Below are 25041 nucleotides of genomic sequence, written 5' to 3'. Positions count from 1 at the left end.
GACAGCCCGGCCAAGCAGTATGAGGAGGCCGGCCTCGCCGCCCGTCACATCGTCGCCACGGCGCTGCAGGCGCTGGGGATCGAAGCGGCAGCGGTGCGGGCCTGACTCCGGACGACAAGCGCCGCTGCTCGACCCTGAATGTCGAGCCTGGACGAAGGGGCTAATGCCATTAGCCTAAGGTCGCGCGGGGCGCTTTCTCTGGTGCGGCTGGGACCGCTGTCTTACAATTCGAAAACAATAGATAATTAACGTATCCGGCGGGACTGGGTGTTGTCGAACATGCCTCAGGTGTTTGCAGCGGGTGCAGGGCGTGCATCCGACGAGAACGGCGCTTCGCCTCAGGATGGTCCGGGGATGTTCCGGTCCATCGTTGAGTCGTCTCCGACGCCCACTGCCGTGGTCGACGGGACATCCTTCCGTTGTCTTTACGCCAACGCCGTCATGCGCGCCCTGGGTTTGGAAGCGGGACATGCCCTGGCCGGCCGCTTTCCGGAGGCCTCCGACGAGCGCATGGCCGAGACGCTGCGCAATGGCGAGGGCGCCCGTCTGCGGATCACCGGGCCGGAGGAGGTGTCCTGGGACCTGACTGTGGCCGCGCTCGACGGCGGTCCGCCGCTTCTGGTCACCCTGCGTCCCGCCGAGTCCGAATCGACCGAGACCGCCCATCACCACGCGCGGGAGGTCAGCCACCGGGTCAAGAACACGCTCCAGCTGGTGTCCAGCCTGTTGACGCTCCAGACTCTGTCGGCCAAGGACCCGGACATGCGCCGCGCCTTCCAGGAGGCGTGCAGCCGCATCGGAACGGTGACCCAGGCGCACCAGCGCGTCCATGCCGCCGCCCGCGGCAGCCTCGTCGATTTCGGGGCTTATCTGAGAGACGCCTGCCGGGAGATGGAAAGCCACTTTGCGGTGGGGGGGCCGGAACGGCGCATCGCCGTGACGGTGGAACAGGCGATGGTGCCCGTGGATTCGGTGATTCCGCTCGCCCTCATCCTCAACGAACTGGTCGGCAACGCCACCAAATACGCTTATGCGGCGGGCAGCCCGGGAGACATCGAGGTCAGCCTCGTGCCGCGTGACGAGGGTGGTCGCCGCCTGACCGTCGCCGACCATGGGCGCGGCCTGCCGCCGGGCTTCGAGGTTGCGCGCGCCGACTCGCTGGGCATGAAGGTGGCGCGGGCCTTCGCCGGCCAGCTAAAGGGCAAGCTGCGCGCGGAGCCGAACGCTCCCGGCACGCGCTTCGTCCTGGATCTGCCTTTCTGATCCTCCGTCGCCTGTGACGGCTCATCGCCCCTTGCCGAACGCCGCGTCCTGCGCCATGCATCCAGCCTCGTCGACGGGGGAGTTCTGAGATGGCGCGGGTGCGTGCGGATGTGGCGCTGGTGGAGCGTGGGCTGGCCGAAAGCCGCGCCAAGGCGCAGGCGTTGATCCTGGCCGGGCTGGTCTATTCCGACACCAAGCGCATCGACAAGGCGGGCGACACGATCGCCGAGGACGCCCCGCTGTCGGTGAAGGGGCAGGACCATCCCTGGGTGTCGCGCGGCGGGCTGAAACTGGTCAAGGGGCTGGACGTTTTCGGTTTCGACCCCGCCGGCCTGACCGCCGTGGACGTGGGCGCCTCGACCGGCGGCTTCACCGACGTGCTGCTGACCCGTGGCGCCGCCAAGGTCTATGCGGTGGACGTCGGGCACGGGCAGTTGGCCTGGAAGCTGCGCAACGACCCGCGCGTCGTGGTTCTGGAGAAGACCAACGCCCGTCACCTGACCAGCGCCGAAATTCCCGATCCGGTGGACATGGTGGTGTGCGACGCCAGCTTCATCGGACTGGAGGTGGTGCTTCCCGCCGCCCTCGCTCTGGTTGTGCCGGGCGGACGGCTCGTCGCGCTCATCAAGCCGCAGTTCGAGGTCGGCAAGGGCCGTGTCGGCAAGGGCGGGGTGGTGCGCGAACCCGAACTGCACCAGGAGGTCTGCGACCGTATCCGCGGGTGGCTCGATGCCCTGCCGGGTTGGCGTGTGCTGGACATCACCGTAAGCCCGATCACCGGCCCCGAAGGGAACAAGGAGTTTCTGATCGGGGCGGTAAAGGACCGGGGCTAACCGGGGTGGAACCATAAACCATTACGGAAGCACCCGTAAACCGCACTCCGCGGAACCTTAGAATGGTTCACTGCAACCGCGCGCCAGGATCGGCGACCAGAATGCTGGGCGGTTGTAGAGCAGCATCCGATGGGCGATTTCTCTCGTGTCATGCCGCTCGATGGCCGAGCGCGAGGGGGTGCCTGATCTGAGTCTCTGGCCGGTGGGTGGCGGCCACCCGGAGCGGAAGGGTGGCCGCCACGAGGAGGGGCTGCCTCCTCAGCCGCGAACGTCGATGACGACGCGGCCGCGGATTTGACCGGCCAGGATCCGGCTTGCCAGATCCGGCAGCGCCTGGAATGGCTGCACCTCATACATCGTCTTCAGCAGGCCACTGTCCAAATCGCGGGCCAGCCGTGTCCAGGCGGCGTTCCGACGCTCCTGCGGGGCCATGACGGAATCAACTCCCAACAGCGCCACGCTGCGCAGGATGTGCGGCAGGACCGTTCCCGGCAGATCGGAGGAGCCGGCCAAACCGCAAGCGGCGATGGCACCGCCCCAGACCGTCTGCGACAGCGCGTTGACCAGCGTCTGCCCGCCCACCGAGTCGACGCCGCCGGCCCAGCGCTCCTTCTGCAAGGGGGCGCCCTTCTCCTGGAGGGCGGTGCGGTCGATGAATCCGCTGGCGCCGAGGCTGCGCAGATAATCGTGAGTCTCCGGCCGGCCGGTTGAGGCCACCACCGGACAGCCGCGCTTGGCGAGCAGCGCCACCGCGACCGAACCGACACCGCCGGCGGCCCCGGTGACCAGAACCTCCTTGCCGCCCGGCTGGATCGCGCCCCATGCCTCCAGGGCATCGACGCAGAGCGCCGCTGTGTAGCCGGCGGTGCCGATTCCCATCGCCTCTTCCAGCGAGAAGGCGTTCGGCAAGCGGGTCAGCCACTCGGGTTTCAGACGCTGGAAACGGGTGTAGCCGCCCCAGTGCGTTTCCGACAGGCCCCAGCCGTTGGTCACCACCTTGTCGCCGGGCTTCCAGGCGGAGGAGCGGGATTCGACCACCGTGCCGGCCAGATCGATGCCGGCAACCATCGGCAGCTTGCGGGCGATGCGCCCCTTGCCGCTGACCGCGAGCCCATCCTTGTAGTTGACGGTGGAATAGGCGACCTCGACCAGAACGTCGTTGTCCGGCAGGTCGGCGAGGGTGAGTTGCTTGAAGCCGCCCTTGGGCTTGCCGTCCACGTCTTCGATCACAAAGGCATTGAAAGTTTCGGCCATGGTTGGGTCCTTGTTTTGCGGCGACAGGATTTGTTGCGGGAATTGTTGAATGCCGAAGGTGATGCGCGGTGCGCGTCAGCCGCCTGCGGAAAACGTCAGCTGCGCCCGCTCCTTCAGCTTGCCACGCTGGATTTTCTCTCCGTTGGGGCTCATTGCCGTCGGGAACTGGTCCACCACGACGAAACGCGCCGGAATCTTGAAATCGGCCAGCGCCGCGCCGACACGCTCGCGCAGGGCGACCTCGTCGAGAACGGCGCCCTCGCGCAGGCGCAGGAAGGCCACCGGCTTGTTGCCGCGCTCCGTCGCCGCTTCGACGACCACAGCGGTCTCCACGCTGCCGTCGCGTTGCAGCACCGCCTCGATCTCCGCCGGATCGACGAGGAAACCGCCGAGGCGGAGGACGTCGCCGCTGCGGCCTTTGAAGATGAAGCCGCCATCCACCCGCATCGTCGCCAGATCGCCGGTGATGAAGAAGCCGTCCTCAGTGAAGGCGGCCCGGGTTGCTTCGGGATTGCCGAAATACGCGGAGAACAGCGTGTCCGACGCGATCTCCAGGCTGCCGATCCCGCCCGGCGGCAGGACGCGCCCGGTGGCGGTGTCGCGCACCCGGACCCGCGCCTTGGGATTGACCGGATGGCCACCGGACAGCTTGCGCAGGCCGATCGGGGCGTTCGGGGCCTGTCGTGAGAAGAACGAAAAGATCTCGCTCATCCCGAAACCGTTGGTCATTGGCACGCCGCGCCGCTCCGCCTCTTCCGGGAACAGGGCCAGGGTCGGGTTGAAGGAGGCGATCAGGCAGTCGCGCAGGGACGGAAACGGCTTGTCCTCCGGGCAGACGTCGAGCAGGCGCTTGAAGAGGTCGTCCGGTCCGTTCAGGTGGGTGATCGACCGTGACCGGATCAGGTCGCGGGCTTCCTCCGGCTCGAACAGGCTCATCAGCGTGACGGACGCGGCGCCGGCCAGGGTGGCGGCGAATTGCGAGAAGCCGAACACGCCGCAGAACGGGATGGCTTGCAGGAGATGGGCGTCGGCGGCGTCATAGCCGAAGGCGGCGGCCACCTGCGCGGCGTGGTGGGCGACGGCGCCCTGGCGGTGCAGGGCGAATTTGGGAAGACCGGTGGTGCCCGAGGTCGGGAAGATGATGCAGGGCCGCTCCGGCGCGGCGGCGCTTTCCCCAGGCGTTTCGGCCAGCAGGCCGCGGTGATGGGCAACCCGCACACCGGGCAGCGGGAAGCCGGACCGCCCATCGTCTTCGCACAGGACCGCCAGACGCAGCGACGCCATCGCGGCGGGGTCGAGTTCGCCCAGCATGGTCAGGAACGGGATGTTTTTGAAGCCGGGCCAGACGACGATGGCCGACGCGCCGGTGCGGCTGACAATGGATTCGACCTCGGCCCGGCGGAAACGTGTGTTTACCGAGACGGCGATGGCGCCGATGTGCAGGCAGGCGAAGAACAGGTCGAGATACGGGATGCCGTTCGGCAGCCAGAAGGCGACCCGGTCGCCCGGACCGACGCCAAGCCTCCGGAGCGCCGACGCGCAGCGCAGGCTGCGGTCCAGCAGATCCCCGTAGGACAGGGAATGCTCGTTCCATCGGATGCGTGCACCGGGCGCCGTCGCGGCGGCGTGGCGCAACTGGTCGATGGGGGTGACGGTGAAGGGGGAGGCCATGTGCGTCATCACGGTCCTGTCGGCATCCGATAAGCCGTTGGAAAGAAGGAGGGATGGGGAGGGAAGGCGTCCCCTTCTTCCCAGGAGGGGAGAAGGGGACGCCCCGTCGGGTCGATGGCCTGGCGCCGTTACCGGTCGCTCCACTTGGGCAGGGGAACCTTGCGCATCTCGGCGTTGGCGGCGCTCTGCGGCCAGACGACCTGCAGCTTGCCGTCCTGCCACTGCATGACCGAGATCAGCGCCCGGCTGTTCTGCCCCGCTTCCTTCTCGCCGATCTGGTTCAGCTTCACCCCGGCGCCGGTCAGCAGGCTGCCGTCCGGCAGGTCGGTGGCGTAGGCGGCCTTGCGCAGCGCCGCCAGATCGGTCGAGCCCGCGCGCGGGATGACGTCCGTGAACAGGGTCCAGAAGCCGCCGAAGGCGATCAGGCCCAGCGGACCCGGATCGCGCTTCTCCTTGGCGCGGAAGCCTTCGATGAACTCTGCGTACAGCTTCTGCGTCGCTTCCGGCAGGTTGGAGACGTTCGGCGAGGCCGGGGCGTCCACGTCGAAGATGCCGTCGGCGCTGGTGCCCGTCGCGGCGAGGAAGTCGGGCAGGGCGTAGCCGGTGCCGATGCCGATCATGGCCGGAATGTGGAGGTCCAGTTCACGGACCTGCCGCCAGAACAAAGCGGCGTCGTTCAGGTAGGAGGTTGCGATGACCGCGTCGGGCTTGGCCGCCTTCAGGCTGAGCACCAGGGACGACAGATCGTTCACGGTGCGGCTGTAGCGCTCGTTGGCGACCAGCTGCATGCCGAGGGTCTTCGTCTGGTTCGCCGCCGCGTCGCCGACCGACTGGCCGAATTCCGAATCCTCGGAGATCACGGCGATGCGCAGATCCTTCGGGTCCTTGCCCAGCTTGCCGGCGATGTCCTTGGCGAAGTCCGCCGCCGTCTGGCCCATCATCGACGCGTTGAAGGTCAGGCGGATGGTGTTCTTGTACTTGCGCTGGGTGATCTTATCGGCGACGGCGATGGTCTCCCAATACAGGGCGCCTTCGCGCTCCGCCACCTCGCTGGCGGCCAGGGCCAGCGAACTGGCGTAGCTGCCGGCGATCACCGGCACCTTCTCGCGCACGATCAGCCGGGTCGCCTCGGCGTTGGCGGCGGTCGGGGCCGGCGCGTCGGCGACGGCGTAGGTCACCGGACGGCCGAGCACGCCGCCGCGCTTGTTGATCATGTCGCGGGCGACCTCGGCGGCCTGATAGGCCTCGTTGCCGATCAGCGCCATCGGGCCGGACAACGGGAACAGGACGCCGATCTTCAGCGGATCGGCGGCCTGGGACGGGACCGCGGCACCGGCCGCAGCCGCGGCGATGGCCGCCGCGGCGAGGATGGATTTCAAGCTCATGATGGTTTTTCCTCCCATTGTGTTTTGTATCGTCGCGCCGTTGCCCGCCCGCAGATCAGCCGCCGAGATAGGCTTCCTTCAGGCGCGGGTCGGTCAGCAGGTCGGCGGCCGGGCCGGACAGGACGATGTGGCCGTTCTCCAGCACATAGCCCCGGTCCGACATGGCGAGCGAATGCTTCACGTTCTGTTCGACCAGCAGGATGGTGATGCCGGTCTCCTTGATGCTGCGCACCAGCTTGAAGACGACGTCGACCATGATCGGGGCGAGACCCAGCGTCGGCTCGTCGAACATGATGGCGCGCGGCTTGGCCATCAGCGCACGGCCGATGGCGCACATCTGCTGCTCGCCGCCGCTCATCGACCCGGCGAGCTGGCCCGAGCGCTCCCGCAGCCGGGGCATCAGGTCGAAGACCTTCTCCAGACTCTCCGCGCGGTGGGCGCGGGCGTGCGGAGCGAAGGCGCCAAGTTCCAGATTCTCCCGCACCGTCATGAAGGGGAACAGCCGCCGGCCCTCCGGGACCTGGACCAGTCCGTGCCGGGCGATCGCGTGCGGCGGCAGGGAACCGATGTCCTGGTCGAAGAAGGACACCCGTCCGTACCGTTCGACCGTCCCGGAAATGGCGTTCAGCAGCGTGGTCTTTCCCGCCGCGTTGGCGCCGACGACGGAAACCACCTCGCCTTCCCGGACGTCGAGGTCGATTCCATGGAGCGTTTGGATCTCGCCATAGAAGGCATCGAGCTTTCTAACCGTGAGCACCGAAGTCCTCCCCCAGATAGGCTTGGATCACCGCCTTGTCGTTCAGCACGTCGGCCGGCAGCCCCTCGGCCAGCTTGCTGCCGTGGTTCATGACCACGATCCGGTCACTGACCGCCGTGATGACGCGCATCAGATGTTCGATGATCAGGATGCTGACGCCGTGCGCGCGGATGGCCTCGATCAGCAGGATGGCCTTTTCCACCTCCGACGGGTTGAGGCCCGCCATGACCTCGTCCAGCAGCAGCACCTTCGGCCGGGTCGCCAGCGCGCGGGAGATTTCCAGGCGCTTGCGGCCGGGCAGCGGCAGGCTCGCGGCCGGCACGTCGCGGCGGTCGGCCAGCCCGGTCAGGACCAGCGCCTCCTCGGCGATGCGGCGGGCCTCGGCGATGTTGTGCGTCTGGTTGATCGCGCCGACCACCACGTTGTCGAGCACCGACAGCCCGCCGAACGGCTTCACGATCTGATAGGTGCGGGCCAGCCCGGCGCGGCAGACCTGATGCGCCTTCAGGCCGGTGATGCTCCTGCCCTCCAGCAGGACCTGCCCCTCCGTCGGTGGAAAGGCCCCGGCAATGCAGTTGAACAGCGTCGTCTTGCCGGCCCCGTTGGGACCGATCAGGCCGAGGATCTCGCCCTTGCCGATGCTGAGATGGACGTCGTTGACGGCGCGGAGGCCGCCGAACTGCTTGCTGATACCCCGGACTTCAAGCATGGCGGCTCTCCTCGCGGACCGGACGGCGACGGGTGGACCCGCCGAATGCCCCGCGCAGGCGCCGGGCGGTGGCGCGCGGCGCGCGGATGGCGCTCATCAGGCCCTGCGGCAGGACGATGACCATCACGATGAGGAGCGCGCCGTAGACGAGCAGGTACAGGCCCTGAAGGCTGCCGGCGAACTCAGCGCGGAGATACTCGCTGAGCGGAACGATGAGCACCGCGCCCAGGACGGGGCCGAGCGGTGTGCCCATGCCGCCGATGATGGCGATCAGCGCGATCTCCACCGAGAAGCCGATGCTGAGCACGGTGGACGGTTCGATCAGCAGGATGTAGTTGGCGTAGAGCGTGCCGGCGATGGCGCTGAGGAAGGCCGACAGGCCGATGGAGAACAGCTTGGCCCGCACGGTGTCGACGCCCAGCGCCTCGGCCGCCTCCTCGTTCTCGCGCATGGCCGCCAGGGCGTAGCCGATCCAGGAGCGCTCCAGCACGTAGGTGATGAGAAGCACGACCAGAAGCGCCGCCATCATGATGTAGACGTACCAGAGCCGGTCGGAGAACATCATGTTGGCGAAGCTCGGGTCGAACGGCAGGGACAGCCCTTCCGCCCCGCCGGTGAAGGAGCGCCAGTTGACGATGGCGATGCGCAGCACCTCGGCGAAGGCGATGGAGGCCAGCGCGAAGAACGGCCCCTGAAGGCGCAGGGTCAGCGCGCCGATCAGCGTCGCGAAGGCCACGGCCGCGGCCGCCCCGACGAACATGCCGATCCAGGGCGACAGGCCGAAATGCATGTAGAGCAGTGTCGATCCGTAGGCGCCGAGCCCGAAGAACGCGGCATGGCCAAGCGAGAACTGCCCGGCATAGCCGCCGGCGATGTTCCAGGCAGCGGCAGCCAGCGCCCAGAACAGGACCTTCCAGAGGAAGTGCAGCGTGTAGGAATCGGCGGCGATCAACGGCAGCGCCACCAGGACCGCGACCATCGCCAGGGACAGCAGCAGGCCCTTGCGGGTCGGCCGGTAGGGAGCCAGGAGGGACGTCAGCGTCATGGGTCAGGCCCCCAGCTTTTCGGAGCCGCGCTGACCGAACAGCCCGGCGGGGCGGAGCAGAAGCACGGCCAGGAAGACGAGAAAGTAAGCCATCTGGCGCATCTCGGAACCGATGAAGAAACCGCTCAACGTCTCGATCAGGCCGATCGCCAGGCCGCCGATCAGGGCGCCCGCGATGCTGCCCAGACCGCCGAGCACGACCACCACGAAGGCGATCAGCACGAGGTTGATGCCGACCGTCGGATAGACCGGGAACATCGGCGCCAGCAGGGCGCCGGTCAGCCCGGCGCAGGCGGTGCCGAGACCGAAGGTGAACAGGTCGATCCCCTTCACGTCGATGCTCATCAGCGACGCCGACCGCCGGTCCTGCGCGACCGCGCGCATCGCCTTGCCGGTGTAGGAGGTTTTCAGGAACAGATAGATGACGGCGACCACCGCCATCGCGACCGCGAAGGCGATCAGCAGCGGCGCCGGCAGGGCGATGTCGCCGATCCGCAGCACCTTGCCGGCGAACACCGACGCGGTGGTGCGGAAATCGCCGCCGAAGATCATCAGCGTGACGTTCTGCAGGACCAGCCCCAGCCCGACGGTGGCGAAGATCTGCGCCACCTGCGGTGCGCCCTGGATCGGCCGGATGATCGCCCAGGACAGGAACAGGCCGAACAGGAACATCAGCGGCGTCACGATCAGCAGGACAAGGTAGGAGTCCAGACCGCTCCAGCTGTTCAGCACATAGGTCAGGTACATGCCGACCATGACGAAGTCGCCATGGGCGAAGTTCTTGATGCGGGAGACGCCGAAGATCAGCGTCAGACCGATCGAGATCAGCGCGTAAATGCCGCCAAGCAGGAGGCCGGACACCACGAGCTGGACGATGATGGCCGACATGGCGTCATCCCCCTGCCGGAGTCTGTAATGACGCCGGGTCGTAGGACAGCGACCTTACCCGCATGTCCGCCGTGACCTTGCCCTCGTCGTTGCGGCTCTGCGCCATCTCCAGGGCACCGTCGGCGGAGCGGCGGACCCAGAGGCTGGCGTGGGAGTCCCAGAAGACCGGGCGCAGGTAGCGCACCTCGACGTCGAAGGCAGCCGGCGGGCGCTCGTCCGCCAGAACGGACAACAGCCAGACCGCCGACATGATTCCCTGGGCCAGCGGGGCGCGGAAACCATGGCGACGCGCGAACTCCTCGTCGAAGTGGATGTCGTTGCCGACGTCCTGGGAGAAGACACGGACCTTGTCGGGCGTCACCTGCTTCTCGCGCAGCAGGGTCCAGCTATCAGCCGGGAACTCCTCCCGTCGCGGCATTCGCGGCGCGTCGCCGGACGTCTGCGGCGTCCGTCCCGGCGGATCGGCGAGGAGGCCGGTCAGTTCGGTCTCGATGCAGACGCGGCCTTCGCCGTCGGTCAGGTGGTAGAGTTCGGTGACGCTGTGGCCCTTTTTCACCCGGTGCAGGTCGCGGACCCAGCCGGTCACGGTCAGCGGTTCCCCGACCCTGGACGGCCGGATCTGGCGATAGACCTGCGAAAAGAACACGTAGCCGTCGATGTCGAGGCCGCTGGCGACCATCGAGTCGAAGCAGTCCAGCCCGAACAGGCCGGCTTCGTACCGGTCGCCGTAATGGGTGGGATCGACGTCGGCTGCGGTCAGGCGTTCCGCCTGATAGGCCGCGGAATGGGCGACGCTTCGCGACGGGTATTTGAATCCCGGCGGCGCCCAGCGCGCACGCTCGGCACGCGGCGACCTGTTCGTCGCGTTGTCCATGCTCTCCCCCCAATCCCGATTCATGATTGTTGGGTCAATAATCAGATTCGCGGATCGACGTGTCAACTCTTAAGACGGCTTTTCAACTTGAAAGTCGAATCGACGCCCCGGGGGTTGATCGGGGCTTGATCGGAACGCCCGGTTGTGTTCCAACGGAAAGACGCTGGTGGAGCGGGTCACGGTACATCGCGAAGGCTGAGGCAACGGACGACATGGCACGCTGGAACAAATCTGTCCTCAACCCTGAGCAGCAAAGAAGCCTCAAGCTTGAGGTGCTTTATAAAGTTGCCGCCGCGGCCTTCCGTCGAAACGGCTATCATGGAACATCCTTGGTCGATATTGCCGACATGCTTGGAGTATCCAAGGCCACGCTCTATTATTACGTCAAAAACAAGCAGGATTTGCTTTTCCAATGCCATCTTGCCGCAGCCGACCAAGCGCTGGAGACCATCTGCACCGACCCGTCACTCAACGGTCTTGAGCGGTTGCGGCGCAGCCTCGTCGCTTACGTTATCTCGATCATCGGCGAGGACAGCTTCAGCGTCGTCATCCTGGAGGAGCGGTCGCTCAGCGACGAACAGTTGCGGGTGGTGATCGAGAAGCGCGATGCCTTCGAGCGCCGCTTGCAGGACGTCGTGCGCGCCGGGGTGACGGATGGCAGCATCCTGCGCTGCGATCCGAAATTCGCCGTCTTCTCCGTCCTGGGGGCCGCAAACTGGGTGACGAAATGGCATCGGCCCGAGGGGGCCTGGACCATCGACGAGATCGCGCAGGCGTCGGCGGCTCTCCTGTGCCGCGGGCTGGCGGCCGAGCCGGTGCCCGGCTACCCGAGCAATCGGCTGTATGGAGACCACCCGTAACGCTCCGAGCGGAGTCGACCGTCGGCCGACGGTGATCGAGGCCCCGCACGAGGTCGCTTCGGCAACGCCGAGCCCTCAGCTCCGGAGCTGGTCTTCGGGCCTGGGCACCTTGCTCCTCGTCGTCGGGAACACCCTGGCGCAGAGGAAGTCCACCAGCGCCCGAACCTTCGGCGAGGGGTGCTTGCTTGCCGGCCACAGCACGTGGAAGAGGCCGGTGCGTTCCACATGATCGGTCAGGATCGGCACCAGCCGTCCATCGGCCAAGGGCTCGCGGATGGCGAAGTCCGGCAGGAAGGCGATTCCCAGCCCTTGCAGCGCGAAGCACACGCGCGTCTCGATGTTGTTGCAGATCATCGAGGTGGGCAGTTGCAGTTCAGGCTCGCCGGGAGGGTGCCGCAACGCCCAGACCTCCAGCTTGCCGCTGTTGGGGAAGCGGTAGTGCAGGCAGGTTTGCTGCAGAAGATCGGCGGGGGTTTGCGGTACGCCCCGCCGCGCCAGGTAATCCGGCGAGGCGACCAGATGCATCTGGAAGCTGCCAAGCCGACGTGCCGACAGCCGTGAGTCGGCCGGCTCGCCCGTGCGCACCACGGCGTCGAAGCCCTCCTCGATGACATCCACCATGCGGTCGGTGAAATCCAGGTCCAGTTCTATCGCGGGATAGGCGCGCATGAACTCGCCGAGCACCGGCAGCATCAGCGAGCTGACTAGCGGCAGGCTCACCCGCAGGCGACCGCGCGGCGCGGCCGTGAGCTGCGACAACTCCAGTTCCGCGGCTTCGATCTCGGCCAGGATGCGACGGCTGCGCTCCAGGAACAGCGTGCCCTCGGCCGTCAACGTGACGCTGCGCGTGCTGCGATGGAACAGCCGCACGCCCAGCTTCTCTTCCAGCCGCGCCACGCTTTTGCCCACAGCCGAGGCCGACACGCCCAGCAGCCGGCCGGCGGCGACGAAGCTGCGGGTCTCGGCGACCTGCACGAAAACCACGAAGCCGTTCAGGCTGTCCATGATCGGCATCCCCCGGGTGATTGCGGACTGTTTGTTCCGCGCAACAAGGAAATGTAGCCTACTTTTTCTTTAATCGAGAGATTTCTATCGTCGGGGCATTGCCGATCGCATCGAGGCACCAGCCATGACGAACTCGCCATCTCCTCTGCATCACGCTGCTCCGTCCACCCATCTCTCCACCCGCATCCAGGCCGTCGTCCAGCAGGCCGTGGACGACCGGAGACTGGTCGGTGCTGTCGTTCTGGTCGCCCGTGACGGCGAACTGATCCACCAGCAGGCCGCTGGACTGGCCGACCGCGCAAGCGCGCGGCCGCTGACCGTCGGGACGGTGTTCCGGCTAGCTTCGGTGAGCAAGCCCATCGTCGCCACCGCCGCGCTGGTCCTGGTGGCGCAGGGGCGGCTCGACCTGGACAGCGGTATCGACACCTGGTTGCCCGAGTTCCGCCCCGCGCTGGCCGATGGCCGCCCGGCGCGCATCACGGTGCGGCAGTTGCTCAGCCACACGGCCGGTCTCGGTTACCGCTTCCTCGAAGCCGACGAAAACGGCCCTTACGGTCTGGCTGGCGTGTCGGATGGCATGGATGCGTCCGGCATCACTCTTGAGGAAAATCTGCGTCGGCTCGCCAGCGTGCCGCTGCTGTACGAGCCGGGCACGGCTTGGGGCTATTCACTGGCAACCGATGTGCTGGGCGCGCTGATCGCGCGAGTCGACGGCACGCCGCTGGACGAGGCCGTGACGCGGCTGGTGACCGGCCCGCTTGGCATGACCGAAACCGGCTTCACCGTCCGCGATCCCCGTCGTGTAGCCACCGCCTATGTGAACGATGCGCCGCAGCCGCACCGGCTGGCCGAGGGCGAGACGGTTTCGCCCTTCGAGGGCGCCGTCGGCATTGCCTACAGCCCGGCCCGCATCTTCGACACGTCGGCTTTCCCGTCGGGTGGCGCCGGCATGGCGGGCACCGCCGGGGACTTTCTGCGCCTGCTGGAAACCTTGCGCCAGGGCGGCGGCGCGCTGTTGCCCGGTGACCTGATCGGGGAAATGGGGAGAGACCAGACCGGCGGGATGGACCTGCCCAATGCCCCGGGCTTCGGCTTCGGCTTGGGCTTCTCGGTGCTGCGCGACCCTCGGCTTGCCGCATCGCCGGAATCGCCGGGGACCTGGCGGTGGGGCGGCGCCTATGGCCATGCCTGGTTCGTGGATCGGGCATGGGGGCTGAGCGTGGTCGCCTTCACCAACACGCTGTACGAAGGCATGTCCGGCCGCTTCGTTACGGATCTGCGCGACGCAGTCTACGGCGCGCTGGAGGATCGGTGATGACGGCGACACCCGCAAGGATGGCTGCCATCGTGTTTCGCGGCGGCATCACCGGCAAGGAGATCGTCGCGCGGTCCGTCGAGGACGCGGAACGCCGCATGCGGGGGGCTGGACAATGAGGGCCGCCGGCACCGACCGCCTGCCGCTGGCGTCCCTGCTGGCGCTGGCGATGGCGGCCTTCATCACCATCCTGACCGAAGCGCTGCCAGCCGGACTGCTGTCGCAGATGGCGCAGGGTCTGGCGGTGTCCGAGGCCTGGGTCGGCCAGACGGTCACGATCTACGCCATCGGGTCTCTGTTGGCGGCGATTCCGCTGACTGTTGCCACGCAGGGTCTGCGCCGTCGCCCGTTGCTGTTGACCGCCATCGCGGGCTTCGTCGTCGCCAACACCGTCACGACGCTTTCCGGCAGCTACGCGCTGACGATGGTGGCGCGCTTCCTGGCGGGAGTGTCGGCCGGGCTGCTGTGGGCGCTGCTGGCCGGCTATGCCGCGCGCATGGTGCCCGAGCGGCAGAAGGGGCGCGCCATCGCCATCGCGATGGTCGGCACGCCACTGGCGCTGTCGCTGGGCGTGCCGGCCGGCACCTTCCTCGGCAGCCTGCTGGGGTGGCGGACGTGCTTCGGCCTCATGAGCGCCCTGGCGCTGCTGCTCATGGTGTGGGTGCGCGTGACGGTGCCGGATTTTGCCGGGCAGAGGATGGGCGAGCGGCTTTCGCCGGGGCGTGTCTTCACCCTGGCCGGCGTGCGTCCGGTGCTGTTCGCGGTGCTGGCCTTCGTGCTGGCGCACAACATCCTCTACACCTACATCGCACCGTTCCTGGCGGCGGCGGGCATGGCCGAGCGCACGGATCTGGTGCTGCTGGTGTTCGGCGTCGCCTCGCTGCTGGGCATCTGGATCATCGGCGTGCTGATCGACCGCCATCTGCGCGCGCTCACGCTCGTCAGCACGGCCGTATTCGCCCTGTCCGCGCTGGCGCTCGGGATGGCGGGTGAGGTGCCGGCCGTGGTGTTCGTGGCGGTGGCCGCCTGGGGCTCCGCTTTCGGTGGTGCGGCGACGTTGTTCCAGACGGCGCTGGCAAAGACGGCGGGAAACGCCGCGGACATCGCGCAGTCCATGCTGGTCACCACTTGGAACACGGCGATCGCCGGTGGCGGAATCGTTGGGGGCGTGTTGCTCGGAGGGCTGGGCGTCGGTGCGTTCGCGCCAACCCTGCTGGTGTTGCTGGCGGCGACGCTGGTGGTGGTGCGGGCGGCTCGGCAGCATGGCTTTCCCGCCCCGGCCGGTGCGGCTGACAACCCGGTGCGGCTCAGTTCCGGACGGTGCTGACTGTCCGGATGGGCCGGTCCGGGCCGGTCCCGTCCGCCATCGGTCAAGCGGACCTGGACGATGAAATGACCGCGGCGTTGCAGGGCGAATGCTCTCGGGCTCGAAGCGCGTTGCCTTCGCCGCGCGGATCATGGGCGCCGGACACGGTGCCTCCATCGGCGAGGCGGAGGACCCCGGCTTGGCCGAAGATCGGCGACAGGGCGGGAAGGGGTGCCACCTCATGCCCCAGGGCGGCGAGGTTTCCCATCGCGGCCTCGCCCAGGGACGCCTCGATCTTGAGGCTGTCACGGCTATCGGAGAAGGTCCTTCCCAGAAGGAAGCGGGGCTGGGCAAGCGCCTCCTCAGGCGTCATGCCGTAGTCGATCAAACCGGTGAGCAGCACGGCAAGGGTCTGCGGCTGGCCGTCCGCACCCTGGGTGCCGTAAAGAAGATGGGGCTTCCCGTTCCTGAGGGCGATGCCGGGGTTCAGGGTGTAGAAGGGCCGCTTGCCGGGCTTGATCGCGTTGCGGTCGCCGGGAACGGTCGAAAACGCCGCGCCGCGATTCTGCCAGAGGACGCCGGTATCGCCGACCAGGACACCGCTGCCCCAGTCGAAATAGGTGCTCTGTAGAACACTCGCGCAACGCCCCTGCTCGTCGGTTGCGGCGAAGAAAACCGTGTCGCCATGGCGGTAGGGATGCGGCCAGGGCAGGGCGCGTGCCGGTTCGATGGCCGAGGCTTTGCCGGCCAGACGCCACGGGTCGAGAAAGTCCCAGGGCAGCGGCTCGGAACCGTCGGGATCGGCGATGAGCGGCCGGTCCAGAAAGGCCTGCTTCACCGCCTCGACCAGCAGGTGATAGCGGAGCGGGCTTGTGGGGGGCAGGGCCGCCAGGTCGAAGTGGGAGAGAACGCCCATGATCGCCAGCGTGGAAAGTCCCTGCGTCGGCGCAGGCGGGGCCAGCAGGGTCAGCCCGCGATAGTCCAAGCCGACGGGGGCCTCCTCCCGCGTCCGGGTCGCCGCCAGATCCGCGGCGCCGAGGGGGGAGCCCGCGGCGGCCAGTCCCTCGGCCAGTTGCCGTCCGAGCCGCCCGTCATAAAAGGACCGGCAACCGTCCTCGGCCAGCAGGGAGAGGCTGCGGGCGAGACCGGGCTGCGTGAAGAGGTCGCCGGGGACGGCGTCGAAATGATCCGCGAAGCCTTCCCAGTGCGGGATCTCGTCGCGCCGGAAATCGAACCAGAACTGTTGCGAGCGGCTGGGGACGTAGCCGTCCCGGGCCTGGGCAATGGCGGGGGCGAGGAGGTCGGCGAAGGGTTGGGTGCCGCCCCATTGTTCGGCGCTGTAGGCAAGCGCTCGCCCCCAGCTGTCGACCGCGCAGGCCGAGGTGACGGTCGAGGCGGGGCCGCGCAGGGGGATCGCAGCCTCATAGGCTGGAAACTGGCCCGCCGCCTGCCCGATGCCGAGGAAACAGCGTTGCCGCCCCTGCCGGTCCGCCACCAGCCAGATGGCGTCGCCGCCGATCCCGCAGAAATGCGGCATGACGACGGACAGGCTGGCGGCGATGGCAACCGCCGCTTCGATGGCGGTGCCGCCCCTCGCCAGAACGGCGGCCCCGGCCTCGGATGCCAGGGGGTGCGGGCTGGTGACCATTCCCGGCCGGGCGACGTTCATCTCTTTCCCCATGCGTGAAGCCCGGCCGCAGTTCCGGCCGGGCTTCGTCCTGCGATCAGTCGGCCTTGTAGGCGAGCTTGCGGTCGGCCGCCGGCGGCAGGAACTGGCGGGTGAAGACCTGCTCCGGCTTGGGCGTGGCCGTCAGCTGGTAGCCTTCGACCATGATGCCGATCGAGCGGGCGAGGCGCGCGTCGTCCACGTCGCCAAGGCCGATCCGGTCGACTTCGGGCGACAGGATGAGTTGCTCGTAGGAGAACTTCATGCGGGCGCGCTCAAGCTCTTCCTTGGCCAGATTGTCGTAGGCAAGGACCGCCTTCACTCCGGCCTCGGCGTCCGCGCCGATCTCCACCGCCGCCTTGTTGACCGCGCGGACGAGGCCGGCCACGGCGTCCGGGTTCTCCTTGATCAGCTTCTGGGAGACCATCATGCCGTTGGAATAGAGGTCGAGGCCGAACTCGCCGAACAGCAGCCAGTTGTAGTCCTTGGCGGGGTCCTGGCGGTTGTTGATCAGGTTGAACCAGCTGGTGATGTTGAAGACCAGGGCGCCGTCGATGTCGCCCTTGATCAGCATCGGCTCCTGCAGGTTCGGTCCCATGTTCTCGATGGCGACCTTGGTCATGTCGACCTTGTTGAGCGTGCCGAGCACGGTGACGAGGCGGGTGGTCGGGGTGCCCTGGGCGCCGCCCAGCTTCTTGCCGACGAGATCGGCGGGCTTGGTGATGTTGGTCTTCTTCTTCGAGACGATCGCGAAGGGCGGCTTGTTCCAGAGCTGATAGACCATGATCGGCACCTCGCCGGGGCGGGTCGCCGCGTTCTGGATGATCGCGTTGATGTCGCCGAAGCCGGCGTCATAGGCTCCCGACATGATGCGGGTCACGGTGGCCGCCGACCCTTCGCCCTGGTCGATGGTGACGTTCAGCCCTTCGGCCTTGAAGTAACCCTTCTGCTGCGCCAGCAGGAAGGGAGCGTCGGAGCCCTGGGTCTTCCAGCCGAGCGTGAACTTGATGTTGGTTTCGGCCAATGCCGGCCCGCTCAGGCCCGGCCCACTCAGACAAAGGCCGAGCGCAAGCGTCGAGAGAAGCTTTTTCAACATGGTAGGCTCCGTTTCGGGATGAAGGGTCAGGCGGAAGCAAAGCCCTGGCGACGGGTGGCCCAGCCGGTGACGTGCGCCTCGACCAGCGAGAAGGCGACGTAGAGCAGGATGCCGAGGGCGGCGAGCAGGAAGAGGCCGGCAAAGACCAGCGGCACGTCGAAGTTCGAGGAGGCCGTCATCATCACGTTGCCGATGCCCTTGTTGGAGGCGACGGTTTCGGACAGCACGCTGCCGACGAAGGCGAAGGTGACGGCGATCTTCAGCGAGGCGAAGAAGAAGGGCATGGTGCGGGGCAGCCCGACGTTCCAGAGGATGTCGAGCTTGCTGGCGCCGAGCGACTTGAGGACGTCCTCCAATTCCGGCTCGGTGGTGGCGAGGCCGGTCGCGATGTTGACGACGATCGGGAAGAAGCACATCGCGAGCGCGGTGAGGATGGCCGGCGTCGCGCCCGATCCGAACCACAGCACGAAGATCGGCACCACCGCGACCTTGGGGATCGAGGAGAAGCCGATCAGCAGGGGATAGACCGTGTCGTAAGCGGTGCGGGAGACGCCGACGGCCGCCCCGATGACCACCCCGACGGTGACGCCCAGGATGAAGCCTATCATCGTGGTCCAGAGGGTCTGCAGCACATGGGGCCACAGGATGCCGAGGCGGGAAACCAGCGTCGCGAAGACCTGGGTCGGGCGGGGGAGGACCAGATCGGAGACCTGAAGGGCGAGGCAGAGGAACTCCCAGGTCGCGAAGAAGCCGAGGATGAGGATGGTGGCCCAGAGGCGGCGGCGCAGGTCGTAGCTCATGGCTCAGGCTCCGCGGATGGCGGTGTCGGTGCGCGCGTCGATGATGAGGTCGCGCAGCCGCTGGTTGAGGGCGACGAACTCGGAATCGAAGGTCATCTGGATCGTGCGCGGGCGGGGGAAGTCGACGGCGCTGTCGTCGATGATGCGGCCGGGGCGGGCGCTCATCACGCAGACGCGCGAGGCGAGGAAGCCCGCCTCCTTCAGGTCGTGGGTGATGAGCAGGACGGTGGGTTTGCGCTTCAGCCACAGGGATTGCATCGTCCCCCACAGCTCCTCGCGCGTGAATTGGTCGAGCGCGCCGAACGGCTCGTCGAGCAGCAGCAGGCTCGGTTCATGGATGAGGGCGCGGCAGAGGTTCGCGCGCTGCAGCATCCCGCCCGACAGCTGCCAGGGGTAATGGCCGGCGAACTTGTCGAGCCCGACATCGGCCAGCAGGGCGTGCACCCGGTCGCGGTATTCCGTCTTGCGCTTGGCGCGGTAGTCGGAGCGGAAGGGCCGCACGATCTTGAGCGGCAGCATGACGTTCCGCTCGATGGTCAGCCAGGGCAGCATGGTCGGATTCTGGAAGGCCATGCCGATGCGCAAGGCCTTGGCCGCCACCTCGCGCCCGCCGACGAGGACGGCCCCCCGGGTCGGCTGCAGCAGGCCGGCCGTCAGCCGCAGGATCGTGGACTTCCCGCAGCCCGACGGGCCGACCAGGGCGACAAACTCGCCATCGGCGATCCGAAGGTTCGTCTCCTGCAGGGCTGCGAACGACTTGCCCGGCGCGCCGAACGAAACGGCGGCCTGGGAAAGCTCGACGGCGATGGCGGAACGGCCTTGCTGGATGGCTTGGGATGGGGACATGCGGCGCACCTCGTGACGGACTGGTAAACTGTATGCAACAGGTGCGCCAGTTTCCGGAGCGCGCTGCGCGCCACGTCGGGGGTGACCAGCTTTTGGCGAGGAAAAGTGTGTACAATCACTGTATGCATTTGATTTGTGCAGGGTGAAGAGGCTGTTGCATTCAAATGCGGCACTTGGCGAGTTGAATTCCCGCCTGAGCTCCCTTATGCAGAGTGGGTCAGGAGAGGGCGGTGATGGTCGAGGAAAAGCGTTCGAGGAAAACCGGAGGCGACCGTGTCGCGGTGATCTGCACGGCCTTGCGGCGCGCGATCATCGAGCGGGCGCTCTCGCCGGGGGACCGGCTGCCGGAGGATTCGCTGGGCGAACGCTTCGGCGTCAGCCGGACCATCGCCCGCAGCGCGCTCGGGCAGTTGGCGGCGGAAGGCCTTGTCGATCTGCGCCGGAACCGCATCGCCGTGGTCGCCGTGCCGTCCTTCGAGGATGCGCGGGACATCTTCGACATCCGGGTCGATCTCGAACGTCAGGTCGTCCGGCATCTGGCCGGCAAGCTGACCGAGGCCCAGGCGAAGCAGTTGAAGGCCATCGTCGACGCCGAACATCAGGCCCGGCATGGCGCCGAGGGGATTTCGATCCGTCTGGCGACGGAATTCCATGTCCGACTGGCGGAAATGACCGGCAAACCCGTTCTGATCCGCTATGTGACGGAGATCTGCTACCGCGCGGGACTGTCGCTGGCGGTTTTCAGCCGGCCCCATTCGTCCGAATGCGCGGTGAATGAGCATCTGGAACTGATCGAGGCGATCCGGACCGGCCCCACGGACAAGGCCTGCGCCCTCATGGACGAGCATTTGGAGGCCGTGGCCGCCCGCGCGCTTCTGCAAAGCTCGGGCGCCAAGAGCCGCGACCTCATGGATATCCTGGCGCCCTACACCGAATAAGGGCGCCAGGCTTCAGGTCAGGGCAATCAGGTCAGCGGGCGCAGGAAGGGTCGAGAATCCACTCGGCGCTGTCGTTCCAGACATCGGTTTCGACGATCAGCCCGTCCCGCACCACGAAACGGTCGACGTAGCGGTTGTTGTCGAAGGGCGTGCCGTCCGGCCAAGCGCCGTACAGGTAGCCGAGGCTGTAGACGATGGTTTCCGTCTCGCCCGGCACCACGTCGTAGCGCTCGATCCGCTTCTTCACCCATTTGTAGCGGGCGGCGTTGAAGCCGGTCGGCCCGCTCGGCGTATCGAAAACGCGGTGCCCGGTGAAGCGGCAGATGAAACCCGGGGCCACATGCTTCGCCGCGCGCACGGGATCGGGGGCCATGGAGGCATCCAGATAATCCTTCACGGCCTGCAGATCGCGTTCGGTCATCTCGCTCATTGGGAACTCCACAAGTGTGCTCGGTCTGGCATTGAAAGTGCATACTGTTTATGCATGCAAATGTCACGCCGGATCTGAGATGACGCAGAACCAGATTTTCGACCTTCTCTTGCGCAACGCCCGCCTGAGGGGAGGGCAAGGCCTGCAGGATATCGCGGTCAGGCAGGGACGGATCGCCGCCATCGGCCCTGCCTTGGCCGGTACCGCCGTCGTCGAGGCCGTTGTCGAGGAGGATGCCGGCGGGCGTCTCGTCCTGCCGGGGCTGGTCGATACGCACATCCATCTCGACAAGTCCTGCCTGCTCTGCCGGTGCCGCGATGCCGGCGGCGGACTCAAGGGGGCAATCGCCGCGGTGTCCCGCCTGAAAAGGGAGTTCACGATCGAGGATGTCTATCAGCGCGGTGCCCGCACCCTGGAGCGCGCGATCACGCAGGGCACCATGTTCATGCGGACCCATGTGGAACTCGATCCGCAGGTCGGCCTGCGCAGTTTCGAGGCCATGAAGCGGCTCAAGCGGGATTATGCCTTCGCCATCGACCTGTCGATCTGCGTCTTTCCGCAGGAGGGGATGACCCATGATCCGGCGGTCGAACGGTTGCTGACCCAGGCACTGGCGGAGGGAGCCGATCTCCTGGGCGGCTGTCCTTACACCGATGCCGATCCTTCCCTGCAGATGGAACGGATCTTCGCCCTGGCGGTGGCGCACGACGTCGATCTCGATTTCCATCTGGACTTCGATCTCGATCCCAGCTGGTCCCACCTTGAGGAAATCTGCCGGCGGACCATGGCGGCGGGCTGGCAGGGGCGGGTCGCCGTCGGCCATGCCACCAAGCTCGCGGCCATCGATGATGCGGCGCTGGAGCGGATGATCGCGCTCCTGGCCGATGCCGGCGTGGGGGTGACGGCCTTGCCCGCGACCGATCTTTATCTCAACGGGCGCGATGCCAACCACCGCGCCCCGCGCGGGGTGGCGCCGGTTCATCGGCTGGCGGAGGGCGGCGTTGCCGTCTCAGTCGCGACCAACAATGTCCTGAACCCCTTCACACCCTTTGGCGACGGTTCGCTGATCCGGATGGGCAATCTCTATGCGAACCTCATGCATCTGGGGCCTGAAAGCTTCGGCGGCTGCCTCGATTTGATCTCCAACGGGGCCGCCCGGCTGATGCGGATCGCGGACTATGGCGTCGCGGTTGGCGGACAGGCGGACATGATCGTGCTCGACGCCAACGACGAGACCGACGCCTTCGGCGGAATAGCCGTGCCGCTCATGGGGTTCAAGCGCGGCCGCAAGAGCTTCGTTCGACCGGCCGCGACGCTGCTGAGGTAGCGGGCTCCCCCGCTGTCCGCGGTCGGGGATCGGAGCGTGCCGAGTTCCGTTGCGCGGGCAGCGAGCCGCTCCGGGCTTGCCGGAGGCCATTTGGCCTGAGCCACGCCGCCACGGACCGATCGTGATCGGTGGGGCGGCGGAGCCTCAGGGATCGTTGCGGCCGTGGGCCACACGGAACCAGTGCTCCGCGTGCTGGCGACAGGTTTCGGCTTCGACGGAATCGCCGGATCGCTCGGCATCGCTAGCGCGGGCGAGCCATTGTTGGTGCTTCTGCTCGGCGGAGCCGTTGACCTTCTGGTGTGCTCGCGCAGGGGCTCCCTGCGTGGCTTGCCGTTGGGCTGTTTTTCCGAACCGTGGCTGCCGACGGGCTCGATCGCCCACCGGATTGTCGAAAGGCATGAACGTAGATCCTTGGGTGGTCGGTGGACCGCGATCGGAAGCGAAGGATCATTCCCAAACGCTAATCCTGGCGTTCCTTCGTCAGGCCGGAAAAAGCCCGGAAAGCCTCGGTCACATCATTCATGACCTGCGGGAAGAACGCAACGCGGCCGGCAAGCGGACCGTCATTGATGGGTGTGGGGCGGGGGAGCAGACGCGGCAACGGAGGCGGCTTGCCGGGGTCCCGCTCGTCGGCACGGGGAGGCTCGTAGAAATGCAGGGCGAGTTGACCGTCGGGTTCGGCGGCGTAGGGAAGGCCGGGCTCGGTGCGGCGTTCCGCACCGGGAAGGACATACTGATCGCCCTGGGCGGTCCTTTCCGTCAGCGGCATCCAAGACACCCTTTCGCCGGTTGAAGCCTCGCTCAACCTATCAGGTTTCAGCCAATTCGCTCCAGCGAATACGGCGGATTGTCGAGCGCAGAAAGCGCTGAAGGGCCGCGTCGCCGACTTCACGCCGGCGGTGCCGACCGCCTCCACCACCGTCATGCGACACAACATCTCACGGAAGCGTTACGATATTCCCGTATCAGTAGAATTTAAATATCTTGACGCAAGCATTTATCGCATAAAAACCTAATAAGCGTGGTGAACGATGACATTTTGCCTAAGTTTTTCATGCAAAAGTAGGCTTTTTGTGAGGCGAGGCGTTCGGCTTCCCCATCCGGGTAGCCCGCCGCCGCAGGCCCATCGTCCGTCGGCAAACCCCGCTCGCGCCCGCCGATGACGGCGTGCCCGTCCGCCTGATCCCATTGCCAACCAATCGACCAAACCGGGCCGAACACCCGGAAAGGGGACGCTGATGACCGACACGACCACCCCTGCCGCCAACGCAGTCATCAACGGTGACTGGCGGACCGAAACCCTTTTGGGCGGGGCCGGGCACGACACGATAGCGAGCGGCGGCGGTGGCGGCTTCATCGACGGCGGGGCCGGGAACGACGTTCTGACGGGCAACTGGGGGGACGACAGCATCCTGGGCGGAGCCGGAAACGACCGCATCGACGGCGGGGAGAACAACGACACCCTCGACGGGGGCAGCGGCGACGACACCATCTACGGCGGCGGCGGCATGGACCGCATCACCGCGGGCGAGGGCGACGACACGGTGTACGGCGACGGCGGCGTCGACCGGGTGGACGGCGGTGACGGCAACGACGTTCTGTACGGTGGCGACGGCGACGACACGGTGCTGGGCGGCGCCGGGAACGACCGGATGGGCGAGGGCGGCGGTTATTGGAACAACGATCTTTACGACGGTGGTGACGGCGACGACACGCTGGACGGCGGCTATGGCAGCGACACGCTGCTGGGTGGAGCCGGCAACGACAGCCTGACCGTCGGCAACGATTACAACGGCGACCGGCTCGACGGCGGTGCGGGCGACGACACGCTGACCGGTGGGATGGGCGCCGACACGCTCGTCGGCGGCGACGGCGGCGACCTTGTCCAGGGCGGCGGTGGCGACGATCTGGCGATCCAGAGCCTGTCCACCCAGACCCGCGCCGACACGCTGGACGGCGGCGCGGGAAGCGACCGGCTGCGGGTCGAACTGACCCCGGCCCAGATCACCGGAGCGGTCGCGGGCGAACTCGTCCGCCTGCGCGACTTCATCCGGCAGCATGGCGACGACGGCCAGACCTTCACCAGCGAGGCGCTCAAGCTCGCCGCCCGCAACTGGAACACGCTGGAGGTGCTGGTGGACGGCGTGGCCGCCGACGTGGGCAGCCTATCCAGCCGGGCCAACAGCGCCCCGGTGGTGAGCGACCAGACCCTGGCCGGCACGGAGGACACCGTCCTGACCGGCAGCGTCGGCGCGGTGGACGCCGACAATGACGCGCTGAGTTACGCCATCGCCGAGGGGCCGGCCCACGGCATCCTCAACCTGACCGCCGGGGGCCTCTTCACCTACACGCCCGGCGCCAATTACGCGGGCACCGACCTGTTCCGCATCACCGTGTCGGACGGGCGGGGCGGCGTGGCGACCCAGACCGTCACCGTCACCCTGGCCGAGGTCAACGATGCCCCGACCGGCGCGACGCTGGCCGGCGGGCGCGTGGACGAGGCCGCGCCGGCGGGCACGGTGGTTGGCACCGTGCAGGCCGCCGATCCGGAGGGCGGGGCGCTCGCCTACAGCCTGATCGACGACGCCGGCGGCCGCGTCACCATCGACGCGGCCACGGGGCGGATCGCCGTGGCGGAGAGCGCCAGCCTCGATGCCGGTGCGGCCCCCGCCCATGCCGTCACGGTGCGGGTCACCGATGACGGCGGCCTCAGCACGGACACGGTGCTGTACCTGTCTCTTATACACATCTGACGCTGCCGACGATTATACGC

General features: G+C 67.3%; 24 protein-coding genes. 8 read left to right on the top strand and 16 right to left on the bottom strand.

Features of this window, described 5'->3' with window-relative positions; all coding sequences use genetic code 11:
* Positions 1-354 precede the first annotated feature (354 nt).
* Positions 355-1263, top strand: coding sequence for a histidine kinase dimerization/phosphoacceptor domain -containing protein (locus tag Q4I23_RS14355; protein WP_498526650.1), 909 nt, complete (start codon positions 355-357; stop codon positions 1261-1263).
* Between the two features lie 89 nt (positions 1264-1352).
* Positions 1353-2096, top strand: coding sequence for a TlyA family RNA methyltransferase (locus Q4I23_RS14350; RefSeq protein ID WP_498526649.1), 744 nt, complete (start codon positions 1353-1355; stop codon positions 2094-2096).
* A 258-nt stretch (positions 2097-2354) separates the two neighbouring features.
* On the opposite strand, the gene Q4I23_RS14345 is transcribed toward Q4I23_RS14350, so the two are convergent.
* The 8 genes from Q4I23_RS14345 to Q4I23_RS14310 all read right to left on the bottom strand — a co-directional run bounded on the left by Q4I23_RS14345 (position 2355) and on the right by Q4I23_RS14310 (position 10679).
* Complete coding sequence (locus Q4I23_RS14345) at positions 2355-3350, bottom strand: MDR family oxidoreductase (protein WP_498526648.1); 996 nt, start codon at positions 3348-3350, stop codon at positions 2355-2357.
* Between the two features lie 75 nt (positions 3351-3425).
* Positions 3426-5030, bottom strand: a complete 1605-nt coding sequence (locus tag Q4I23_RS14340; RefSeq protein WP_498526651.1) for an AMP-binding protein — start codon at positions 5028-5030, stop codon at positions 3426-3428.
* 119 nt (positions 5031-5149) lie between these two features.
* A complete protein-coding gene (locus tag Q4I23_RS14335) occupies positions 5150-6406 on the bottom strand; it encodes an ABC transporter substrate-binding protein (protein WP_498526647.1) in 1257 nt (418 codons plus the stop codon).
* A 55-nt stretch (positions 6407-6461) separates the two neighbouring features.
* Positions 6462-7163: an ABC transporter ATP-binding protein gene (locus tag Q4I23_RS14330; protein WP_149167731.1), complete on the bottom strand. Its 702-nt coding sequence runs from the start codon at positions 7161-7163 to the stop codon at positions 6462-6464.
* On the bottom strand, positions 7150-7872 hold the full coding sequence (locus tag Q4I23_RS14325) for an ABC transporter ATP-binding protein (protein WP_498526646.1): 723 nt from the start codon (positions 7870-7872) through the stop codon (positions 7150-7152). Before Q4I23_RS14325 ends, Q4I23_RS14330 begins: the two co-directional genes overlap by 14 nt.
* Complete coding sequence (locus tag Q4I23_RS14320) at positions 7865-8917, bottom strand: branched-chain amino acid ABC transporter permease (protein ID WP_498526645.1); 1053 nt, start codon at positions 8915-8917, stop codon at positions 7865-7867. The genes Q4I23_RS14325 and Q4I23_RS14320 overlap by 8 nt, the downstream gene beginning before the upstream one ends.
* A 3-nt stretch (positions 8918-8920) precedes the next feature.
* Positions 8921-9805: a branched-chain amino acid ABC transporter permease gene (locus tag Q4I23_RS14315; protein ID WP_014198513.1), complete on the bottom strand. Its 885-nt coding sequence runs from the start codon at positions 9803-9805 to the stop codon at positions 8921-8923.
* Between the two features lie 4 nt (positions 9806-9809).
* Positions 9810-10679, bottom strand: coding sequence for a MaoC family dehydratase (locus Q4I23_RS14310; RefSeq protein ID WP_498526644.1), 870 nt, complete (start codon positions 10677-10679; stop codon positions 9810-9812).
* A gap of 212 nt (positions 10680-10891) precedes the next feature.
* On the opposite strand from Q4I23_RS14310, the gene Q4I23_RS14305 reads away from it, so the two are divergent.
* Positions 10892-11539, top strand: coding sequence for a TetR/AcrR family transcriptional regulator (locus Q4I23_RS14305; protein WP_498526643.1), 648 nt, complete (start codon positions 10892-10894; stop codon positions 11537-11539).
* 75 nt (positions 11540-11614) lie between these two features.
* Here Q4I23_RS14305 and Q4I23_RS14300 read toward each other — a convergent pair whose 3' ends face one another.
* Positions 11615-12544, bottom strand: a complete 930-nt coding sequence (locus Q4I23_RS14300; protein ID WP_454016940.1) for a LysR family transcriptional regulator — start codon at positions 12542-12544, stop codon at positions 11615-11617.
* 124 nt (positions 12545-12668) lie between these two features.
* Here Q4I23_RS14300 and Q4I23_RS14295 point away from each other — a divergent pair, with 124 nt between their 5' ends.
* A complete protein-coding gene (locus Q4I23_RS14295) occupies positions 12669-13859 on the top strand; it encodes a serine hydrolase domain-containing protein (protein WP_498526642.1) in 1191 nt (396 codons plus the stop codon).
* 115 nt (positions 13860-13974) lie between these two features.
* Positions 13975-15186 carry an MFS transporter gene (locus tag Q4I23_RS14290; protein WP_498526641.1) on the top strand — a complete coding sequence of 404 codons (1212 nt, stop codon included), beginning with the start codon at positions 13975-13977 and terminating at the stop codon, positions 15184-15186.
* Positions 15187-15229: 43 nt separating this feature from the next.
* Here the strand turns inward: Q4I23_RS14290 and Q4I23_RS14285 are convergent, their stop codons facing one another.
* From Q4I23_RS14285 to Q4I23_RS14270, 4 genes are read right to left on the bottom strand one after another with little or no spacing between them, the layout of a single operon-like run.
* Positions 15230-16834 carry a gamma-glutamyltransferase family protein gene (locus Q4I23_RS14285; protein WP_498526640.1) on the bottom strand — a complete coding sequence of 535 codons (1605 nt, stop codon included), beginning with the start codon at positions 16832-16834 and terminating at the stop codon, positions 15230-15232.
* 55 nt (positions 16835-16889) lie between these two features.
* Positions 16890-17927, bottom strand: a complete 1038-nt coding sequence (locus Q4I23_RS14280; protein ID WP_498526639.1) for an ABC transporter substrate-binding protein — start codon at positions 17925-17927, stop codon at positions 16890-16892.
* 26 nt (positions 17928-17953) lie between these two features.
* Complete coding sequence (locus tag Q4I23_RS14275; protein ID WP_498526638.1) at positions 17954-18727, bottom strand: ABC transporter permease; 774 nt, start codon at positions 18725-18727, stop codon at positions 17954-17956.
* A gap of 3 nt (positions 18728-18730) precedes the next feature.
* Positions 18731-19573: an ABC transporter ATP-binding protein gene (locus tag Q4I23_RS14270; protein WP_454016934.1), complete on the bottom strand. Its 843-nt coding sequence runs from the start codon at positions 19571-19573 to the stop codon at positions 18731-18733.
* Between the two features lie 233 nt (positions 19574-19806).
* Between Q4I23_RS14270 and Q4I23_RS14265 the strand changes: the two genes are divergently transcribed.
* Positions 19807-20511, top strand: a complete 705-nt coding sequence (locus Q4I23_RS14265; protein ID WP_454016933.1) for a GntR family transcriptional regulator — start codon at positions 19807-19809, stop codon at positions 20509-20511.
* A 31-nt stretch (positions 20512-20542) separates the two neighbouring features.
* Here Q4I23_RS14265 and Q4I23_RS14260 read toward each other — a convergent pair whose 3' ends face one another.
* On the bottom strand, positions 20543-20941 hold the full coding sequence (locus tag Q4I23_RS14260; RefSeq protein ID WP_014198525.1) for a nuclear transport factor 2-like protein: 399 nt from the start codon (positions 20939-20941) through the stop codon (positions 20543-20545).
* 79 nt (positions 20942-21020) lie between these two features.
* Here Q4I23_RS14260 and Q4I23_RS14255 point away from each other — a divergent pair, with 79 nt between their 5' ends.
* Positions 21021-22268, top strand: a complete 1248-nt coding sequence (locus Q4I23_RS14255; RefSeq protein WP_498526637.1) for an amidohydrolase family protein — start codon at positions 21021-21023, stop codon at positions 22266-22268.
* A 144-nt stretch (positions 22269-22412) separates the two neighbouring features.
* Here Q4I23_RS14255 and Q4I23_RS14250 read toward each other — a convergent pair whose 3' ends face one another.
* Together Q4I23_RS14250 and Q4I23_RS14245 are read right to left on the bottom strand one after the other, a co-directional pair.
* Complete coding sequence (locus Q4I23_RS14250) at positions 22413-22667, bottom strand: DUF4167 domain-containing protein (protein ID WP_498526636.1); 255 nt, start codon at positions 22665-22667, stop codon at positions 22413-22415.
* A gap of 61 nt (positions 22668-22728) precedes the next feature.
* Positions 22729-23193 carry a hypothetical protein gene (locus Q4I23_RS14245; RefSeq protein ID WP_454016931.1) on the bottom strand — a complete coding sequence of 155 codons (465 nt, stop codon included), beginning with the start codon at positions 23191-23193 and terminating at the stop codon, positions 22729-22731.
* A 313-nt stretch (positions 23194-23506) separates the two neighbouring features.
* Here Q4I23_RS14245 and Q4I23_RS14240 point away from each other — a divergent pair, with 313 nt between their 5' ends.
* Positions 23507-25021 (top strand): Ig-like domain-containing protein, encoded by a 1515-nt coding sequence (locus tag Q4I23_RS14240; protein ID WP_498526635.1) that lies wholly within the window; start codon positions 23507-23509, stop codon positions 25019-25021.
* The last annotated feature ends 20 nt before the right edge of the window (positions 25022-25041 follow it).

This window comes from Azospirillum sp. UFLA03-27 (assembly GCF_059803775.1).
Note: the sequence above shows the minus strand (reverse complement) of the source record. Positions and strands in the feature narration are given on the sequence as shown.

Coding starts and splice junctions, on each gene's coding strand:
- Q4I23_RS14355 (WP_498526650.1), top strand. CDS start 355: ATGTTCCGGTCCATCGTTGAGTCGTCTCCGACGCCCACTGCCGTGGTC.
- Q4I23_RS14350 (WP_498526649.1), top strand. CDS start 1,353: ATGGCGCGGGTGCGTGCGGATGTGGCGCTGGTGGAGCGTGGGCTGGCC.
- Q4I23_RS14345 (WP_498526648.1), bottom strand. CDS start 3,350: ATGGCCGAAACTTTCAATGCCTTTGTGATCGAAGACGTGGACGGCAAG.
- Q4I23_RS14340 (WP_498526651.1), bottom strand. CDS start 5,030: ATGACGCACATGGCCTCCCCCTTCACCGTCACCCCCATCGACCAGTTG.
- Q4I23_RS14335 (WP_498526647.1), bottom strand. CDS start 6,406: ATGAGCTTGAAATCCATCCTCGCCGCGGCGGCCATCGCCGCGGCTGCG.
- Q4I23_RS14325 (WP_498526646.1), bottom strand. CDS start 7,872: ATGCTTGAAGTCCGGGGTATCAGCAAGCAGTTCGGCGGCCTCCGCGCC.
- Q4I23_RS14320 (WP_498526645.1), bottom strand. CDS start 8,917: ATGACGCTGACGTCCCTCCTGGCTCCCTACCGGCCGACCCGCAAGGGC.
- Q4I23_RS14315 (WP_014198513.1), bottom strand. CDS start 9,805: ATGTCGGCCATCATCGTCCAGCTCGTGGTGTCCGGCCTCCTGCTTGGC.
- Q4I23_RS14310 (WP_498526644.1), bottom strand. CDS start 10,679: ATGGACAACGCGACGAACAGGTCGCCGCGTGCCGAGCGTGCGCGCTGG.
- Q4I23_RS14305 (WP_498526643.1), top strand. CDS start 10,892: ATGGCACGCTGGAACAAATCTGTCCTCAACCCTGAGCAGCAAAGAAGC.
- Q4I23_RS14300 (WP_454016940.1), bottom strand. CDS start 12,544: ATGGACAGCCTGAACGGCTTCGTGGTTTTCGTGCAGGTCGCCGAGACC.
- Q4I23_RS14295 (WP_498526642.1), top strand. CDS start 12,669: ATGACGAACTCGCCATCTCCTCTGCATCACGCTGCTCCGTCCACCCAT.
- Q4I23_RS14290 (WP_498526641.1), top strand. CDS start 13,975: ATGAGGGCCGCCGGCACCGACCGCCTGCCGCTGGCGTCCCTGCTGGCG.
- Q4I23_RS14285 (WP_498526640.1), bottom strand. CDS start 16,834: ATGAACGTCGCCCGGCCGGGAATGGTCACCAGCCCGCACCCCCTGGCA.
- Q4I23_RS14280 (WP_498526639.1), bottom strand. CDS start 17,927: ATGTTGAAAAAGCTTCTCTCGACGCTTGCGCTCGGCCTTTGTCTGAGT.
- Q4I23_RS14275 (WP_498526638.1), bottom strand. CDS start 18,727: ATGAGCTACGACCTGCGCCGCCGCCTCTGGGCCACCATCCTCATCCTC.
- Q4I23_RS14270 (WP_454016934.1), bottom strand. CDS start 19,573: ATGTCCCCATCCCAAGCCATCCAGCAAGGCCGTTCCGCCATCGCCGTC.
- Q4I23_RS14265 (WP_454016933.1), top strand. CDS start 19,807: ATGGTCGAGGAAAAGCGTTCGAGGAAAACCGGAGGCGACCGTGTCGCG.
- Q4I23_RS14260 (WP_014198525.1), bottom strand. CDS start 20,941: ATGAGCGAGATGACCGAACGCGATCTGCAGGCCGTGAAGGATTATCTG.
- Q4I23_RS14255 (WP_498526637.1), top strand. CDS start 21,021: ATGACGCAGAACCAGATTTTCGACCTTCTCTTGCGCAACGCCCGCCTG.
- Q4I23_RS14250 (WP_498526636.1), bottom strand. CDS start 22,667: ATGCCTTTCGACAATCCGGTGGGCGATCGAGCCCGTCGGCAGCCACGG.
- Q4I23_RS14245 (WP_454016931.1), bottom strand. CDS start 23,193: ATGACGGTGGTGGAGGCGGTCGGCACCGCCGGCGTGAAGTCGGCGACG.
- Q4I23_RS14240 (WP_498526635.1), top strand. CDS start 23,507: ATGACCGACACGACCACCCCTGCCGCCAACGCAGTCATCAACGGTGAC.